The following is a 16,013-nucleotide window of genomic DNA, read 5'->3' as shown; positions in this document are numbered from 1 at the left end:
GCCTCGATGATGCCGTTCAGCGTGGCGTCGTCGGCCACCGCCTCGGCGCGCTCGAGCTTGGCCACCAGGCCGATCTCCTTACCCGCCTCGCCGAGCAGGCGGCGCGCCTCAAACATGTCCTCGGCATGGCGCGGGAAGGAGACGGCGAGATAGTCGACACCGATCTCGATGGCGGTCTCGAGGTCGGCCTTGTCCTTGTCGGTGAGCGCCGGGGCCGAGAGCCCGCCGCCCTGCTTGTTGATGCCCTTGTTGTTGGAGAGCTTGCCGCCGGTGACCACGACGGTGTGAACCTGCGCCCCCTCGACCCGGGTGACGTCGAGCACCAGGCGGCCGTCGTCGAGCAGCAGGCGGTCGCCGGCGCTGACGTCGTCGGCCAGTTGGGTGTACTCGCAGCCGACGCGGCCGGCGTCGCCGGCCTCGGTGTCCATGGCCATGTCGAGCACGAAGGGCTGGCCCTCCTCGAGCACCACGGCGCCGTCACGGAAGCGGGCGATGCGGATCTTGGGCCCCTGCAGGTCGCCGAGGGCGGCGACACTCCGGCCCAGGCGGTCGGCGATCTGGCGCACGGCGATCAGCCGGCGGCGATGGTCGGCGGCGCTGCCGTGGGAGAAGTTGAGGCGCACCACGTCGACCCCGGTGCGGATCATGGCCTCCAGCACGCCCTCGCGGTCGCTGGCCGGGCCCAGAGTGGCGACGATCTTGGTGCGGCGAATGGGGTCGTGGATGGGGGCATGGGGCGGAAGCGTCATGATGTCCTCGGCAAGACCAGGATGGCACGGAAGTCGTTGACATTGGTACGCGTCGGCCCGGTGACGATGAGCCGGTCCAATGCCTGGAAGAAAGTATACGCGTCGTTGCGTGACAGGTAATCGGCGGGATCGAGGCCCTGCTCACGGGCACGGGCCCAGTCGTCGGGGGAAAACAGCGCGCCGGCATTGTCCTCCGAACCGTCGATGCCGTCGGTGTCGACGGCCAGGGCATGGATGCCGTCGGCACCGGCCAACGTCTCGAACAGCCCCAGCAGGTACTCCACGTTGCGCCCGCCACGGCCGTCTCCGCGCACGGTGACGCTGGTTTCACCACCGGAAAGGAACAGCAACGGCGCGTCGATGCCGTCACGTGCCTCAAGCGCCATGCGGGCCTGGGCGCGGCCCAGCTCACGGGCCTCGCCCTCGAGGTCGTCACCCAACACCTGCACCGCGACACCGGCGGCTTCTGCTGCCTGCCCAGCAGCTTCCAGCGCATCGCGGGCTCGTGCCAGGGTCACGCTGTCGTCACGCTCGAAGGCCGCGTCGTCGGGCGAGGGGGCGGATCGGTCCTGATCGAGATGCTCGCGAACGTTCGTCGGCACATCGATGGCGTAGCGTTCCAGCACCGCCAGGGCATCGGCCGGCGTCGAGCGATCGGGAAGGGTCGGCCCCGAGGCGATCTGGGTAGCGATGTCACCGGGAATATCGGAGATCAGCCAGGTCACCACCTGGGCCGGATGGGCCGCTGCCGCCAGGCGTCCGCCCTTGATCGCCGAGAGGTGGCGACGCACGGTGTTCATCTGGCTGATCGGCGCACCGCAGCGCAGCAGTTCGCGGTTGATGGCCTGCTTGTCGGCAAGCGAAATGCCCTCGGCCGGCAGCGTCATCAGCGCCGAGCCGCCGCCGGAGATCAGCGCGATGACACGGTCCTCCTCGCCAAGATTCTTCACCGCCTCGAGCATGCGCCGGGCCGCCCTCTCGCCGAGGTCGTCGGGCATGGGATGGGAGGCTTCGAGCACCTCGATCACGTCGCATTTTTCGACGTGCCCGTAGCGGGTGACCACCAGGCCGGAGAGCGGCGCCTCGGGGCAGCGAGTCTGCCAGGCGCGCTCCAGCGCCGCAGCCATGGCCGCTGCCGCCTTGCCGGCCCCTACCACGACGGTGCGTCCGGGCGGCGGGTCGGGCAGCAGATCGGCTACCAGGGTATCGGGATGCACGGCGGTCACGGCGACGTCGGCGAGGCGGCGCAGCCATTCCGCCACGTTCACCGTGCGGTCCAGGTAAGGAAGTTCTTGGGGCATGGGGCACACCTCGAGCGGAAGACAACATCGACGGTAACAGCCGGGTATGGAAGAAAAAAGCCCGACGGCGGGCGGGGTTCAGCCGGGGATCCCACCGCCGGGTCAAGGACCGCACGGAGCGTGCGATCGTCGATGAGCGACGGCCCGACGTTCATCGCAGAGGAAACGTTGACGGCCGTGTCGCGCGACCGGCGTGACGCAACGTTTCCCCAGGAGGTCAGCTCCCTACTTCATGGTCGGCAAGCGTTTCCAATGCACGCAAAATACCGGCGTGATCCCACTCCCCCCCGCCATGGGCGGCACAAGCCTGGAACAGCTGCTGGGCGTTGGCGGTGCCGGGTAGTGCCAGGTTGAGGCTACGCGCCCCTTCCAGGGCCAGGTTGAGATCCTTCTGATGCAGCTTGATCTTGAAGCCCGGATCGAAGGTACGCTTGATCATGCGCTCGCCGTGCACGTCGAGGATCTTCGACTGGGCGAGACCGCCGAGCAGCGATTCGCGCACCTTGGCCACATCGGCACCCGCCTTCGAGGCGAACAGCAGGCCTTCGGCCACCGCCTCGATGGTCAGCGCGACGACGATCTGGTTGGCCACCTTGCAAGTCTGGCCGGCACCGTGACCGCCGATGTGGGTGATCGTCTTGCCCATGATCTCGAGGAACGGCTTGGCACGTGAGAAGCCCTCCTCGGTGGCACCCACCATAATGGTCAGGGCCGCATTGATGGCACCGCCCTCGCCGCCGGACACCGGCGCATCGACGTACTCGCCGCCGGCCTCATGGACGCGCTTGGCGAAGCCTTGGGTGGCGATGGGGGCGATGGAGCTCATGTCGATCACCAGGGTGCCGGGCTTGAGCCCTTCGATGACACCGCCCTCGCCGAACAGCACCTGCTCGACGTCAGGCGTGTCCGGCACCATGGTGATGACCACCTCGGCCTGTTCGGCCACGGCGCGGGGGCTGTCGAGTTCTGTCATGCCCTTCTCGGCCAGGGTAGCGTCGAGGGTGCCGCGCTTGACGGTGACGAGTTCGTGGCCGGCATCCAGCAGATGTCCCGCCATGGGGCGGCCCATGATGCCAAGGCCAATGAAACCGATCTTGCTCATGATAATTCTCCTCTCAGCTTGTCTTTATGATCGTTGCTCAACGTTCTTAAACGCGTCGTGAGCGAAGGCAGGTCGGCCGCCGCTGGCGCGCAGCAACCGGCGTTGACTGGGTGCTCAATGAGGATTGTGAGCACCGCCGGCGGCCGAGATGCCGAGCGCAACAGCGTTTCACCGATCGAGCCAGCCCAGTCCCTCTTTCGTTGTCGTGGCCGGCTTGTACTCACAGCCGATCCAGCCGTCGTAACCCAGCCGGTCGAGATGGGCGAACAGGAACGGGTAGTTGATCTCGCCGCTGCCCGGCTCGTGGCGACCGGGGGTGTCGGCCAACTGCACGTGGCCGATACGGTCCAGGTGCTTCTCGATGGTCGGCGCCAGGTCGCCATCCATGATCTGCATGTGGTAGATGTCGTACTGCAGCTTCAGGTTGTCGCTTCCCACCTCGTCGAAGATCGACAAGGCCTGTTCGGTGCGGTTGAGGAAGAACCCTGGAATGTCGCGGGTGTTGATCGGCTCGGCGAGGAGCACGATGCCCGCCGCATCGAGCTTCTCGGCAGCATAGCGCAGGTTTTCCACCAGGGTGCGGCGAGCCTGCTCCAGGCTCACCCCCGGGGGCTGGATGCCGGCCAGGCAGTTGACCTGCTTGCAGCCGAGCACGGTGGCGTAGTCGATGGCCGTTTCCACGCCGGCACGAAACTCCTCGATGCGATCCGGGTGGCAGGCGATGCCGCGCTCACCGGCGCCCCAATCGCCGGCCGGCAGGTTATGCAGCACCTGGGTCAGGCCGTGCTCGTCGAGCCGCGCCTTGATCTCGGTGGCCGCATAGTCGTAGGGGAAGAGGTACTCGACGCCCTTGAAGCCGGCCTCGGCGGCGGCCTTGAAGCGGTCGAGGAAATCCTCCTCGGTGAACAGCATGCTGAGGTTGGCAGCAAACTTGGGCATGGTTGTCTCCTTGGGTCGTGACCAGAACTCGCTCTGGGCTGTGAGACGGGGCTGATCCGGCGACAGGCCTGCGAGGAAGCGCTGTGAACCCATCCCTGGGCGCTACTTTTGCCATCCATGGCAAAAGACCTCCTCTTCGGCCTGCCCCCGGCGCCCCTCGGCGCGTCCTGCCAATCAATCGAAACGATGAAATCTCGCAGTGTTCTAAGGAAACTGCTGATTTATGTCGCGAGCGAAGATAGGTTGGCCGCCGCCGGCGCGCAGCAACCGGAGTTGACTGGGTGCTCAATGAGGATTGCGAGCACCGCCGGCGGCCAAGATATCGAGCGCAGCAATAAATCATCGTTTCCTAGGTCAGTTGGGCGATTGATGTGGGCGCATCTTCGCCCTCGTCGGCCAGCGCCTCGAACTCGTTGATGCCATCGAGGTCGGTGCCCATGGCGATGTTGGTCACCCGCTCAAGGATCACCTCCACCACCACCGGCACCTGGTACTGCGCCATCAGCTCCTTTGCTTCCTTCAGGGCCGGTACGATCTCGTCGGGCCGGGTGACGCGCAGCGCCTTGCAGCCGAGCCCTTCGACCACCGATACGTGGTCGACACCGTACTCGTTGATCTCCGGGCAGTTGATGTTCTCGAACGAGAGCTGCACGCAGTAGTCCATCTCGAAGCCGCGCTGGGCCTGGCGGATCAGCCCCAGGTAGGAGTTGTTCACCAGCACGTGGATGTAGGGCAAGTTGAACTGCGCCCCCACGGCCAACTCCTCGACCATGAACTGGAAGTCGTAGTCGCCGGAGAGCGCCACCACTTCGGCACTCGGGTCGGCCTTGCACACGCCCAGCGCAGCGGGAATGGTCCAGCCCAGCGGCCCCGCCTGGCCGCAGTTGATCCAGTGGCGCGGCTGGTAGACGTGCAGGAACTGGGCGCCGGCGATCTGCGACAGGCCGATGGTGCTGACGTAGCGGGTGTTCCTGCCGAAGACTTTGTTCATCTCCTCGTAGACCCGCTGCGGCTTCACCGGCACGTCATCGAAGTGGGTCTTGCGCAGCAGGGTGCGTTTGCGTTCCTGGCACGACTCGGCCCAGGCGCTGCGATTCTTGAGCGTGCCCGCTGCCTTTCTCTCGCGGGCCACCTCGACGAACAGCTCGAGTGCCGCCTTGGCGTCGGAAACGATGCCGTAGTCGGGGCCGAAGATGCGCCCGATCTGGGTCGGCTCGATGTCGACGTGGACGAATTTCCGCCCCTTGGTGTAGGTCTCGAGATTGCCCGTGTGGCGGTTGGCCCAGCGGTTGCCGATGCCCATCACGAAGTCGGATTCGAGCAGCGTGGCATTGCCGTAGCGGTGCGAGGTCTGCAGCCCGACCATGCCGGCCATCAGCGGGTGGTCGTCGGCAATCGTGCCCCAGCCCATCAGCGTGGGGATGACCGGCACGCCGGTGAGTTCGGCAAATTCCTGGAGCAGCGCGCTGGCATCGGCATTGATGATGCCGCCGCCGGCGACGATCAGCGGACGTTCGGCCTCGTCGAGCATGGCCATGGCTTTCTCGATCTGGACGCGGGAGGCGCTGGGCTTGTAGGCCGGCAGCGGCTCGTAGGTGTCCGGGTCGAACTCGATCTCGCTCATCTGCACGTCGATCGGCAGGTCGATCAGTACCGGCCCCGGGCGCGAGCTACGCATCAACTGGAAGGCCTGCTGGAAGGCACGCGGCACCTGGGCCGGCTCGAGCACGGTGACCGCCCATTTGGTCACCGGCCCGGCGATGGCCTGGATGTCGACCGCCTGGAAGTCCTCCTTGTGCAGCCTGGCCCGCGGCGCCTGGCCGGTAATGCACAGGATCGGGATGGAATCCGCACTGGCCGAGTAGAGCCCGGTGATCATATCGGTGCCGGCGGGGCCGGAGGTGCCGATGCAGACGCCGATATTGCCGGCCTTGGTGCGGGTATAGCCTTCCGCCATGTGCGACGCGCCCTCGACATGGCGGGCCAGCACGTGATCGACATCGCCGATCTTGCGCAGCGCGGCGTAGAAGGGATTGATGGCGGCACCGGGCACGCCGAACGCGACGTCGATGCCTTCCTTGCGGAGCACGTGAACGGCGGCTTCTGCTGCGGTCATACGAGCCATGACGGATCCTCCCGTGAGTGGCGACCAGATTGTTTTTGGAAAATATTTCTGTATTTCGAGATTAGAAGCCAGCGCCCACGCCGTCAATGATTATTGGAAAATATTTTCACATAAACAATCAGACACAAAAAACCCAGGCAAAAACAGCTGCCTGGGCTCTTACCCGACGATCAGGCCGTGACGCGTATTGCCAGCGGATACTCGTCGCAGTTGTTGCCTTCGCCGCCGCGATCGACAACCAGGAACTCCCCTTCTCGCTCCAGCACCGACTGGATGGCGTGCCAGGTGCCGGCGCGGTAGTTCACGCCTTGGCGCCCGTCGGTGACGAAGGCGCATACCTCGGCCGGGTCAATGGTCTCGCCCGGTGGCGCCACGACGATGACAAAGCGCTCCTCGTGCAGCGGTATGAAGGCCTGGCTGCCCTGGGGGTGGCGCTCTAGGAAGTCGAGCTCCAGTGGCAGCGAGATCGGCTGGCTGACGAAGATGCTGATCAACGCCCTGGCCTGCTCGCCCAGGGTCTCGACCTTGGCCAGGTCGTGGTAACGCCGGGTACGCCCGGCGTTGATGTGGAAGTAGTCGGCGATTCGCGTGTCGATGACCTCGCCGAAGGGCGCGAAGGCCTCCGGCGTCAGCGGTTCGGCTTTGAGTTCCAGCATGTTAGCCCCTCGGATTCATTCGGCAGACTGCCTTTACACCGGGGCTGATCCGAGGGCAGGCCTGCGAAGAGGCGCTGTAAACCCCATCCCTGGGCGCTACATTTGCCATCCATGGCAAATGACCTCCACTTCGGCCTGCCCCCGGCGCCCCTAGGTCGTGATCTTTTCAGCGAGCGCCCAGCCGCAGCGCCGCGTGGCGGTTCACGTCCTTGTACAGCAAATAGCGGAACGGCCCCGGGCCGCCGGCGTAGCACGCCTGCGGGCAGAAGGCGCGCAGCCACATGAAATCGCCCGCCTCGACCTCGACCCAGTCCTGGTTGAGGTGATAGACCGCCTTGCCCTCGAGCACGTAGAGGCCGTGCTCCATGACGTGGGTCTCGTCGAACGGGATCACCCCACCGGGCTGGAAGGTGACGATATTGACATGCATGTCGTGGCGCACGTCGGAGGGATCGACGAAGCGAGTGGTGGCCCAGCGCCCCTCGGTATCCGGCATCTCGTTGGGGGCGATGTCGTTCTCGTTGACCACGAACGCCTCGGGCACCTCGATGCCCTCCACGAACTCGTAGGCCTTGCGTACCCAGTGGAACCGCACCGGTGCGCCGGACTCGTTGCGCAGCTGCCAGTGGCAGCCCGGCGGCAGGAAAGCGTAGCCGCCCGGCGTCATCTCGTGCCGCTCGCCGGCGATGGTCAGGGTCATCTCGCCCTCGACCACGAACAATACGCCCTCGGCGGCGGGGTCGAGTTCGGGGCGTTCGCTGCCGCCACGGGGGCCGACTTCCATGATGTACTGGGAAAAAGTCTCGGCGAAGCCGGAGAGCGGGCGTGCCAGCACCCACAATCGAGTCTCCTCCCAGAACGGCAGGTTGCTTGTCACGATGTCGCGCATCACTCCCTTGGGAATGAAGGCGTAGGCTTCGGTGAACACCGCCCGGTCGGAGAGCAGCTGGGTCTGGGGCGGGTGTCCGCCGTGGGGGGCGTAATAAGTGCGTTGGCTCATGGGTGGTCCTACTAATCAAATAACGATTTAAACATCAGCCTGGCGACGCCTGGACGCCGAATACATCAGGGCAGAATAGCCCGCAAACGCAGCGAGAGGCGCCGGGAACAGGCCGAACCGGGGGGTCCGATGCCATGGGATGGCATCAGTAGCGCCCAGGGAGGGGGCCACAGCACCCCCAGGTCTGTTGACGGAGCAGCCTCGAGCGGACCACCAGGCTGCAACAACTTACCTCAGCGCGCCGGTGCCGGATGATGCTCGATCCAGTGTCGCGCGATATCCACGCGCCGCGTCACCCACACCCTGTCGTGAGCCTCGATATGATCGAGGAAGCGCTGTAGCGCGCGAAAGCGACCGGGGCGGCCGAGCAGGCGGCAGTGCATTCCCACCGAGAGCATCTTGGGCGATTCCTCGCCCTCGGCATAGAGCACGTCGAAGGCGTCGCGCAGGTAGGTGAAGAAATGATCGGCCGTGTTGAAGCCTTGGGGCGCGGCGAAGCGCATGTCATTGCTGTCCAGCGTGTAGGGAACGATCAAGTGGTCGTGCTCGACGCCTTGGCTGTCGGTCTCTCGGGTCCAGAACGGCAGGTCGTCGCCATAGTAGTCGCTGTCGTAGAGAAAGCCGCCTTCGTCGAGCACCAGGCGACGCGTGTTCGGGCTGTCACGGCCGGTGTACCAGCCTTGCGGCTTCTCTCCATAAAGGCGCTGGAAGATCTCCATGGCACGCTGCAGGTGTTCACGCTCGATGTGTTCCGGCACCTCCTGGTAGTGGATCCAGCGGTAACCGTGACAGGCGACTTCGTGGCCCAGCTCCTTGAAGGCATGCGCCACCTCGGGATGGCGCTCTAGCGCCATGGCCACGCCGAACACCGTGAGCGGCAGGCCGCGGCGCTCGAATTCCCGCAGGATGCGCCAGACACCGGCCCGCGAGCCGTACTCGTAGATCGATTCCATACTGAGGTGGCGATCGGGATAGGAAGCAGCACCGATGATCTCGGAGAGGAACTGCTCGGAACCGGTGTCGCCGTGCAGCACACAATTCTCTCCGCCCTCCTCGTAGTTGAGCACGAACTGGACGGCGATCCTGGCTTGCCCGGGCCAGTTGGCACGGGGCGGGTTACGGCCGTAGCCGATGAGATCACGGGGATAATCGGAACTGACGCTCATGGCTCTTCCTCTTGTTCTATTGCTATCACATGATGCGCGCGGCAGCCGCGCCGCGTCGCGCAACAGCACATGTATACAATAAGAAAAATAAACTGTATCCAACTTGGCTGCAACATGGCCCGCTTGTTTCACTCAGGCTCATATGTCGCGTGACGTACCTCGACAGAGTGGCCTTCGAGCTTCTGCCAGCAAGTGTAATAGCGGCGCCCCATCGTGGCGAAGCACCACATATTTTGTATACAAAATTGATGCCCCTTTGCAACTATCTCTTCAATTCTGCCGACTCCGTATGACCTCATGAGGCCGCCAGACATAGCAAGGGGAAGGATTGACCATAACTGTATACAATACACTAATTAAATAGTCGCCACTATGGCAACCATCAGGCCTCCTTCCGACTTAAGTCTACCCCCTAATCTTTCTGAAAGCCGATCCTTTGTTCATTTATCTTACTGATAAATCTAAGTTTTACCCATGAATCAGCGAACAAGTTGGAAGGCTTGCGCGCGAGACTAGAAACGCCTATTTTGTGTACAAAGAGATTTTTAATTGTTCACAAGAAACCGGAGTCCGCATGCGTCTACGCCTCATCAATCCCAACACGACGGTCGCGATGACCCAGAAGATCGGCGAAGCGGCGCGGCGCGTAGCGGCCCCGGGAACGACGATCGTGGCAGTCCAGCCGGCAGACGGCCCGGTTTCCATCGAAAGCCACTTCGACGAAGCCATTAGTGCGGTGGGCGTGGCGGACGAAGTGCTAGCCGGAGAGAAAGAGGCGACCGATGCCTACGTCATCGCCTGCTTCGGCGACCCGGGCCTCCTGGCGGCTCGCGAACTGACTCGTTCCCCGGTGATCGGCATCGCCGAAGCCGCCTTTCATATGGCCAGCCTGATCAGTACGCGGTTCTCTGTGGTCACCACACTCTCGCGCACCGCCATCATTGCCGAGCATCTGCTGGAGCAGTACGGATTCCGTCACCACTGCCGCCGGGTCCGCGCTGCCGAGATTCCGGTGTTGGATCTCGAAGAAAACGGCTCGACGGCGCTGGGCCGGATCATCGAGGAGTGCCGCCGGGCGCGCGACGAGGATGGCATCGGTGCCATCGTGCTGGGCTGTGGCGGCATGGCCGACCTGACCGAGACCATCTCCCGCGAGGTGGGGCTGCCGGTGATCGAGGGCGTCACGGCCGCGGTCAAGCTGGCTGAAGCCCTCGTCGGTCTTGGGCTGGGCACCAGCAAGCATGGCGACTTGGCGTTCCCGCGTCCCAAGCCCTTCAGCGGGCGCTTCGAGAGGTATTCGCACCTGACGCCCCAGCGCTGAAACGCTTTGCAACAACAACAACAACACAGACCTTGAGCACGTCGCCATAGAGCCCGCTGTAGAGAGGGCACAACCACAACAGAGCAACGACTTGCGAGGAAAGACCCATGCAACACCCCAACCCACACAGCACGGCGGCCGACCCCGCTCCCCTGGCGGCGGCCGCACCCGCACCCGGCGCCACCAAGGCGCTGGGCGAAGAATCCCTCGCGCCCCAGAAGACGCGCATCATGGGGCGCACCTCCTACTTCCTGGCCTGGTTCGGCGGCTGCGTATCGATCGGCACCTTCGCCATGGGCTCCAGTGTGGTCGGCACCCTCAACCTGATCCAGGCGACCCTGGCCATCGCCATCGGCTGCTTCGTGATCGGCATTGCCCTGGCGCTGAACGGTGCCGCGGGCTACAAGTACGGCATTCCGTTCATGGTACAGGCGCGCAGCGCCTTCGGTTTCGCCGGCACGCGCCTCCCCGGCCTGGTACGCGCCGTCCCCGCGGTGGTGTGGTACGGTTTCCAGAGCTGGATCGGCGCGGGGGCCCTGAACATGGTCTCGTCCACCCTGTTCGGCTTCGATAACCTGGTGTTCTACTTCATCGCATTCCAGTTTCTGCAGATCGGCCTGTCGGTCATGGGGTTCCAGGGCATCAAGTGGCTCGAGAACATCGGCAGCACCTTCATCCTCGCCTCGCTGGTGTACATGTTCTATGCCACCGTGCAGCGCTACGGTGACGAACTCTCGGCCAGCCTGCTGACCATGGAAGGCTCCTGGGGCATGCCGTTCTGGGGCGCCACCATGCTGTTCCTGGGCATCTACAGCACCATGATGCTCAATGTCAGCGACTATTCGCGCGAGCACAAGAAGGGCACCGGCCAGGGCCTGCTGACCACCATCTATGCCATGTCCATCCTGCCCTGCACGCTGTTCATGGGCCTGATCGGGTATATGGTGTCCGAGGCCACCGGCACCGCCGACCCCATCCAGGTGTTCGCCAATGCGGTGGACAACACCCCACTGCTGATGACCACCCTGCTGTTCATCGCCTTTGCCCAGGTCACCACCAACGTACTCAACAACGTGGTGCCGCCGACCTACGTGCTGATGGACGTGTTCAAGCTGAAGTTCACCACCTCGACGGTGATCGTCGGCCTGCTGGCCTTCGCCACCTTCCCCTGGAAGCTGGTACAGCCCGATTCCGCGGCCGGCCTGCAGCTCTTCGTGCAGACCTACTCCGCCTTCCTCGGCCCGATCTTCGCCATCCTGGTGGTGGACTACTACCTGATTCGGCGCCGCACGCTCGATCTCGCCAAGCTCTATGACGAGAGCGGCCCCTACCAAGGCGTCAACCAGGCGGCACTCATCGCCACCGCCGTGGGCATCGTCGCGGCACTGACCTTCTCCGCCGTGTCCTGGTACGCCAGCCTGATCCCGGCCGGCCTGACCTATTACCTGCTGATGCAGTACTGGACTCCCTGCCAGCGCTTCCGCCAGTAGTCAAACGCCGCCCAGCTTCGCCCTCCCGCCCTGTCGGGCGGGCGAGCTTCTCACAACGACAACGGTGACGACGATGCAAGACAATGAGCTGAACATTCAGAACATCGATCCCACGCTCTACAACGAAGACCTGGCGCCGCTGAAGCACAAGGATCGCAGCTGGGGTGCCTTCGAGATCTTCAACGTCTGGTCGAACGATATCCAGAGTCTGTTCGGCTATACGCTGGCGGCCTCGCTGTTCCTAACCTACGGGTTGAACGGTTGGGCGGTCATGGCGGCCATCATTCTCGCCGGCGTGATCGTCATGTTCCTGGTCAACCTGACCGGCAAGCCCAGCGTGAAGTACGGCATTCCCTTCCCGGTCATGGTGCGCGCCAGCATGGGCGTGCGCGGCGCGAACCTGCCGGCCATGCTGCGCGCCATCATCGGGATCTTCTGGTACGGCGTGCAGACCTACTTCGCCTCGACCGCGGTGGCGCTGCTGATCACCGCGCTTTTCGGCGCCGGCAGCGGCGCCACTTTCCTGGGGCTCTCGTCAGTCGCCTGGGTCTCGTTCGTGATCGTATGGCTGTTCCAGATTGCGATCTTCTGGCAAGGCATCGAGCGCATCAAGCACTTCCTCAACTGGGCAGGCCCGCTGGTCTACCTGGTAATGGTGGCGCTGATGATCGTGGTCTGGGTCCAGGCCGGCAGCGACCTGTTGCCCGCCATCGGCACCATCTTCAACGCCGACGGCGAACGCAATGGCAGCGCCATCGGTGCCTTCCTCGCCATTGTCGGCACCATGGTGGCCTACTTCGCGGCGGTGGTGATCAACTTCGGCGACTTCACCCGCTTCGTGAAGACGGAACGCCAGATGAAATTGGGCAATCTGCTGGGGCTGCCACTCAACGTGGCCTTCTTCTCGTTCATCGCGCTGATCATCACTGCCGGCACGCTGGTGCTGTTCGGGGACGCCTTGACCAACCCGGCCGATATCGTCGAGCGGGTCGATTCCCTGCCCCTGACCATCGTCGCCGCGCTGACCTTCTTTGCCGCCACCGTCGGCATCAACCTGGTCGCCAACTTCATTCCGCCGGCCTACGACCTGGCCAACCTGTTCCCCAGCAAGATCAGCTTCAAGGTGGGTGGGCTCATCACCGCCGTGGTGGCCTTCTTCGTCGGCGCACTGTGGGTCTCGTTGATCAGCCAGATCGGCGTGCCGGGCTTCGTCAACGCGCTTGGCGCCGTCGTCGCGCCCTTCTACGGCATCATCGTCGTGGATTACTACCTGGTGAAGCGCCAGCATCTGAACATGGAAGAGCTGTTCTCCTCCGAGCCGGGTACCACCTACTACTACATGAAGGGTTGGAACACGCGCGCGCTCGCAGCCTTCGGCGGCGCCGCGCTGTTCTCCCTCTCCACGGTGCTGGTCCCGGCGCTCTCCGCCCTCGACGGCTACGGCTGGATGATGGGCGCCGCCCTCGGCGGCGCGTTCTACTATGGCTTGATGCTGAGCCACCGCCCCGCTGCGGTAACGCCGGCGGCCTGAACGCCAGACCACTGCCGTGAACGGCGCCTTCGGCTTTGGCCGGAGGCGTCGCTGTCGTGTTCTGGATTGCTTCTAGGCGCCGAAGATGCGCTGCAGGTCCGGCGTCTCCTCCTCTTCCTCGACGATGGAAAGCGAGGCCTCGATCGCCTTGAGGTGACGGCTCATGAAGGCCGTGGCACGCTCGCCGTTACCGGTTTCCAGGTAGCCGATCAGGTCGTCGTGATCGTGGGACTCGCAGCCCAGGTGCCCCGAACTGCCATAGACCGCAAGGATCAACGACGAGCGCGAGCAGAGCTGGCCGACAAAGGCCGCCAGTGTCGCGTTGCCGGAGAGCTGGGCGAGGCGTTCGTGGAAAGCGGCGGAGAGCTTGATCGCCCGGCTCTGCTCGCCCGACTTGAGCGCCTCGCGTTCGCGTCGTGCCATGTCGCGCAGCTCACGCACGTCCTCGGCGCTGATGCGGCGAGCCACTTCCGGCATCAGTCCGCACTCCACCATCTGGCGAGCATCGAAGACATCCTTGGCCTCGTCGGCGGTGGGCCGAGTGACACTGGCACCGCGTCGTGGCGTCAGCGTGACCAGCTGCTCCAAAGCCAGGCGCTGGAGGATTTTACGTATACCCGTGCGGCTGATGCCGAATACTTCGGCCAGGGCATCCTCACGCAGGCGCGCCCCCGGGCGCAGCCGGTGCTCGATGATGGCATCGCTGATCGTGCGATAAATCGCTTCATGACGCTCGGCCCCATCGCCGTTCTTGCCCAGACGCCGAGGCTTGGCCTTGCTTGAGTCGCCGGGATCGGCCAGGCTCTGCCGCTGGTTCATGGTTGCCCTCCTCGCATCCATCACTGACAGCCATTGTATACGTAACACACCACTACTATCGAACCGATGCAGACGCCCCCAACCCGCCTGTCGGCGGGCTGGGGGCGAACGGGGCGAACCGGTTCGGGCTTATTCCGACCAGTCGGCAATCACCTCGCGCTCCTCGTCGGTCATGCCGGTCATGTTGCCAAGCGGCATGTACTTGCTGGCCACCACTTCCTGGATCTTTTCGCGATGGCCTTCGATCTGCGCCGTGGTGTCGTAGATAACCCCCGCCGGAGCCGAGCCGAAGCCTTCCTGGGTCGGGTTGGCCGAATGACAGGAGGTACAGCGCGACTCGATGATGGCTTCAACCTCGGCCAGGCTCGGCCCTTCGCCGCGCTCGGCACCATCCGATGCACTGTTTACCGGCATGCCGACCCAGAAAGCCACGGCGATCAGCGCCGCACCGGCAGCCGGATAGGCAGGCTGGATCTTGCCGGCATGCATCAACACGAAGAACTGGCGAATCAACGCGCCGGCGAAGATGAACAGCGACATCAGCACCCAGGCGTATTCGTGGTTGTACACGAAGGAGTAGTGGTTGCTGATCATCAGCAAGACGACAGGCAACGTGAAGTAGGTGTTATGCACCGAGCGCTGCTTGCCGCGCTTGCCGTCCAGGGGGTTGGGCGCTTCGCCCGCCTTCATGGCCTTCACCATGCGTCGCTGGCCGGGAATGATCCAGAAGAAGACATTGGCCGACATGGCGGTGGCCATGACGGCCCCCGTGAGCAGGAAGGCGGCACGCCCCGAGAACATCTGCACGCTGAGGTAGGAGACCACGACCATCAGCACGGCAACGGCAAGGCTCAGGACCCCGTCGCGATCCATGTTGGGGCTGATGCGCTTGCACATCTCGTTGTAGACGACCCAGCCGCCGAGCAGGAACGCCAGCGCCAGTAGGTTGACCTGCCAGCCGCTCAGGTTGGCGGCCCACGCCCAGTCGCTGCTGGAGTTGACCAGATAGAAGCCCGGGTTGGCCATATACAGCAGGACGAACAGGGCGAAGCCGGAAAGCCAGGTGGTATAGGCCTTCCAGAACGACCAGTGCAGGTCTTCCGGCAGCTTGGCGGGTGCCGTGGCGTATTTCTGGTTGTGATAGAAGCCGCCACCGTGCACGGCCCACATCTCGCCGAATACGCCCTTGTCGCGATCTTCGGCTGCCTTGGGCTTGCGCAGGCCGTTGTCCAGCATCACGAAGTAGATCGACTCGCCGATCCAGGCGATGGCCGCAATGACATGAAGCCAGCGCAGCATGAAATTGATGAACTCGTGTAGGTAAGCTTGCATCAGGTTGTCTCGACGTCGTTATTGTTGCCGCCCGTACGGCGGAGCGCAGCCGGTGTCAGGCGCAGACCTAGCTTCCGCGGTAGGTGGAGTAGCCGTAGGGAGAGAGCAGCAGCGGCACATGGTAGTGCTGCGAATCGTCGGCCACGCCGAAGCGCAGCGGGATAACGTCGAGGAAGCGCGGCTCGTCCGCCTGAATGCCCTGCTGGCGAAGGTAGTCGCCGGCATGAAAGACCAGTTCGTACTCGCCGGTCTTGAATTCGTCGTCTTCGAGGATGGGCGCATCGCAGCGGCCATCGTCATTGGTCGTGACGGTCTTGAGCGAAATGCGCTGCGCCCCCTCCAGGCGATAGACCTCGATGCGAATGCCCTTGCCGGGGCGGCCCTGGGCGGTATCCAGTACGTGAGTGGTCAGGCGTCCCATAATAGTACTCCCCTCGTTAGCCCGGGACTGGCCGATAACGGCGCCGGGTCGAGCCAATGCC

The 16,013-nt window shown here is 64.1% G+C and carries 14 protein-coding genes; 3 read left to right on the top strand and 11 right to left on the bottom strand.

Translation table 11 applies throughout. The features are described from left to right. The 8 genes from ACOJCM_RS12915 to puuE all read right to left on the bottom strand — a co-directional run. Nucleotides 1-749, bottom strand: a 749-nt coding sequence (locus tag ACOJCM_RS12915) for a pyruvate kinase (RefSeq protein ID WP_445212454.1), incomplete at its 3' end; no start/stop codon positions are given. Next, nucleotides 746-2,050 carry a glycerate kinase type-2 family protein gene (locus ACOJCM_RS12910; protein ID WP_445212453.1) on the bottom strand — a complete coding sequence of 435 codons (1,305 nt, stop codon included), beginning with the start codon at nt 2,048-2,050 and terminating at the stop codon, nt 746-748. The genes ACOJCM_RS12915 and ACOJCM_RS12910, both read right to left, overlap by 4 nt. A 217-nt stretch (nt 2,051-2,267) precedes the next feature. After that, the gene (locus ACOJCM_RS12905; protein ID WP_445212452.1) at nt 2,268-3,152 is read right to left on the bottom strand and encodes a 2-hydroxy-3-oxopropionate reductase; all 885 of its coding nucleotides are present in this window, start codon (nt 3,150-3,152) and stop codon (nt 2,268-2,270) included. Between the two features lie 168 nt (nt 3,153-3,320). Continuing rightward, nucleotides 3,321-4,091, bottom strand: coding sequence for a hydroxypyruvate isomerase (gene hyi, locus ACOJCM_RS12900; RefSeq protein WP_445212451.1), 771 nt, complete (start codon nt 4,089-4,091; stop codon nt 3,321-3,323). A gap of 349 nt (nt 4,092-4,440) precedes the next feature. Next, nucleotides 4,441-6,216: a glyoxylate carboligase gene (gene gcl / locus ACOJCM_RS12895; protein WP_445212450.1), complete on the bottom strand. Its 1,776-nt coding sequence runs from the start codon at nt 6,214-6,216 to the stop codon at nt 4,441-4,443. Nucleotides 6,217-6,386: 170 nt separating this feature from the next. Continuing rightward, nucleotides 6,387-6,872 (bottom strand): ureidoglycolate lyase, encoded by a 486-nt coding sequence (locus ACOJCM_RS12890; protein WP_445212449.1) that lies wholly within the window; start codon nt 6,870-6,872, stop codon nt 6,387-6,389. A 166-nt stretch (nt 6,873-7,038) separates the two neighbouring features. Further along, on the bottom strand, nt 7,039-7,872 hold the full coding sequence (locus tag ACOJCM_RS12885) for a bifunctional allantoicase/(S)-ureidoglycine aminohydrolase (protein ID WP_445212448.1): 834 nt from the start codon (nt 7,870-7,872) through the stop codon (nt 7,039-7,041). A gap of 233 nt (nt 7,873-8,105) precedes the next feature. Further along, nucleotides 8,106-9,038, bottom strand: a complete 933-nt coding sequence (gene puuE / locus ACOJCM_RS12880; protein ID WP_445212447.1) for an allantoinase PuuE — start codon at nt 9,036-9,038, stop codon at nt 8,106-8,108. Between the two features lie 574 nt (nt 9,039-9,612). Here puuE and ACOJCM_RS12875 point away from each other — a divergent pair. The 3 genes from ACOJCM_RS12875 (at nt 9,613) to ACOJCM_RS12865 (ending at nt 13,380) form a co-directional block, all read left to right on the top strand. Then, on the top strand, nt 9,613-10,359 hold the full coding sequence (locus ACOJCM_RS12875) for an aspartate/glutamate racemase family protein (protein WP_445212446.1): 747 nt from the start codon (nt 9,613-9,615) through the stop codon (nt 10,357-10,359). Nucleotides 10,360-10,466: 107 nt separating this feature from the next. Next, on the top strand, nt 10,467-11,849 hold the full coding sequence (locus tag ACOJCM_RS12870; protein ID WP_445212445.1) for an NCS1 family transporter: 1,383 nt from the start codon (nt 10,467-10,469) through the stop codon (nt 11,847-11,849). A gap of 73 nt (nt 11,850-11,922) precedes the next feature. Beyond that, entirely contained in the window at nt 11,923-13,380 is a 1,458-nt protein-coding gene (locus ACOJCM_RS12865) for an NCS1 family nucleobase:cation symporter-1 (protein ID WP_445212444.1), read from the top strand. 72 nt (nt 13,381-13,452) lie between these two features. On the opposite strand, the gene ACOJCM_RS12860 is transcribed toward ACOJCM_RS12865, so the two are convergent. From ACOJCM_RS12860 to uraH, 3 genes are all read right to left on the bottom strand, one after another. Next, entirely contained in the window at nt 13,453-14,199 is a 747-nt protein-coding gene (locus ACOJCM_RS12860; RefSeq protein ID WP_445212443.1) for a GntR family transcriptional regulator, read from the bottom strand. A 129-nt stretch (nt 14,200-14,328) separates the two neighbouring features. Beyond that, complete coding sequence (locus tag ACOJCM_RS12855; RefSeq protein ID WP_445212442.1) at nt 14,329-15,531, bottom strand: urate hydroxylase PuuD; 1,203 nt, start codon at nt 15,529-15,531, stop codon at nt 14,329-14,331. 67 nt (nt 15,532-15,598) lie between these two features. Further along, nucleotides 15,599-15,952 carry a hydroxyisourate hydrolase gene (gene uraH / locus ACOJCM_RS12850; protein ID WP_445212441.1) on the bottom strand — a complete coding sequence of 118 codons (354 nt, stop codon included), beginning with the start codon at nt 15,950-15,952 and terminating at the stop codon, nt 15,599-15,601. Nucleotides 15,953-16,013 lie beyond the last annotated feature (61 nt).

The organism is Billgrantia hypersalina, assembly GCF_052584175.1.
The sequence above is the reverse complement of the archived record's forward strand: the minus strand, read 5'-3'. Positions and strand labels throughout refer to the sequence as shown.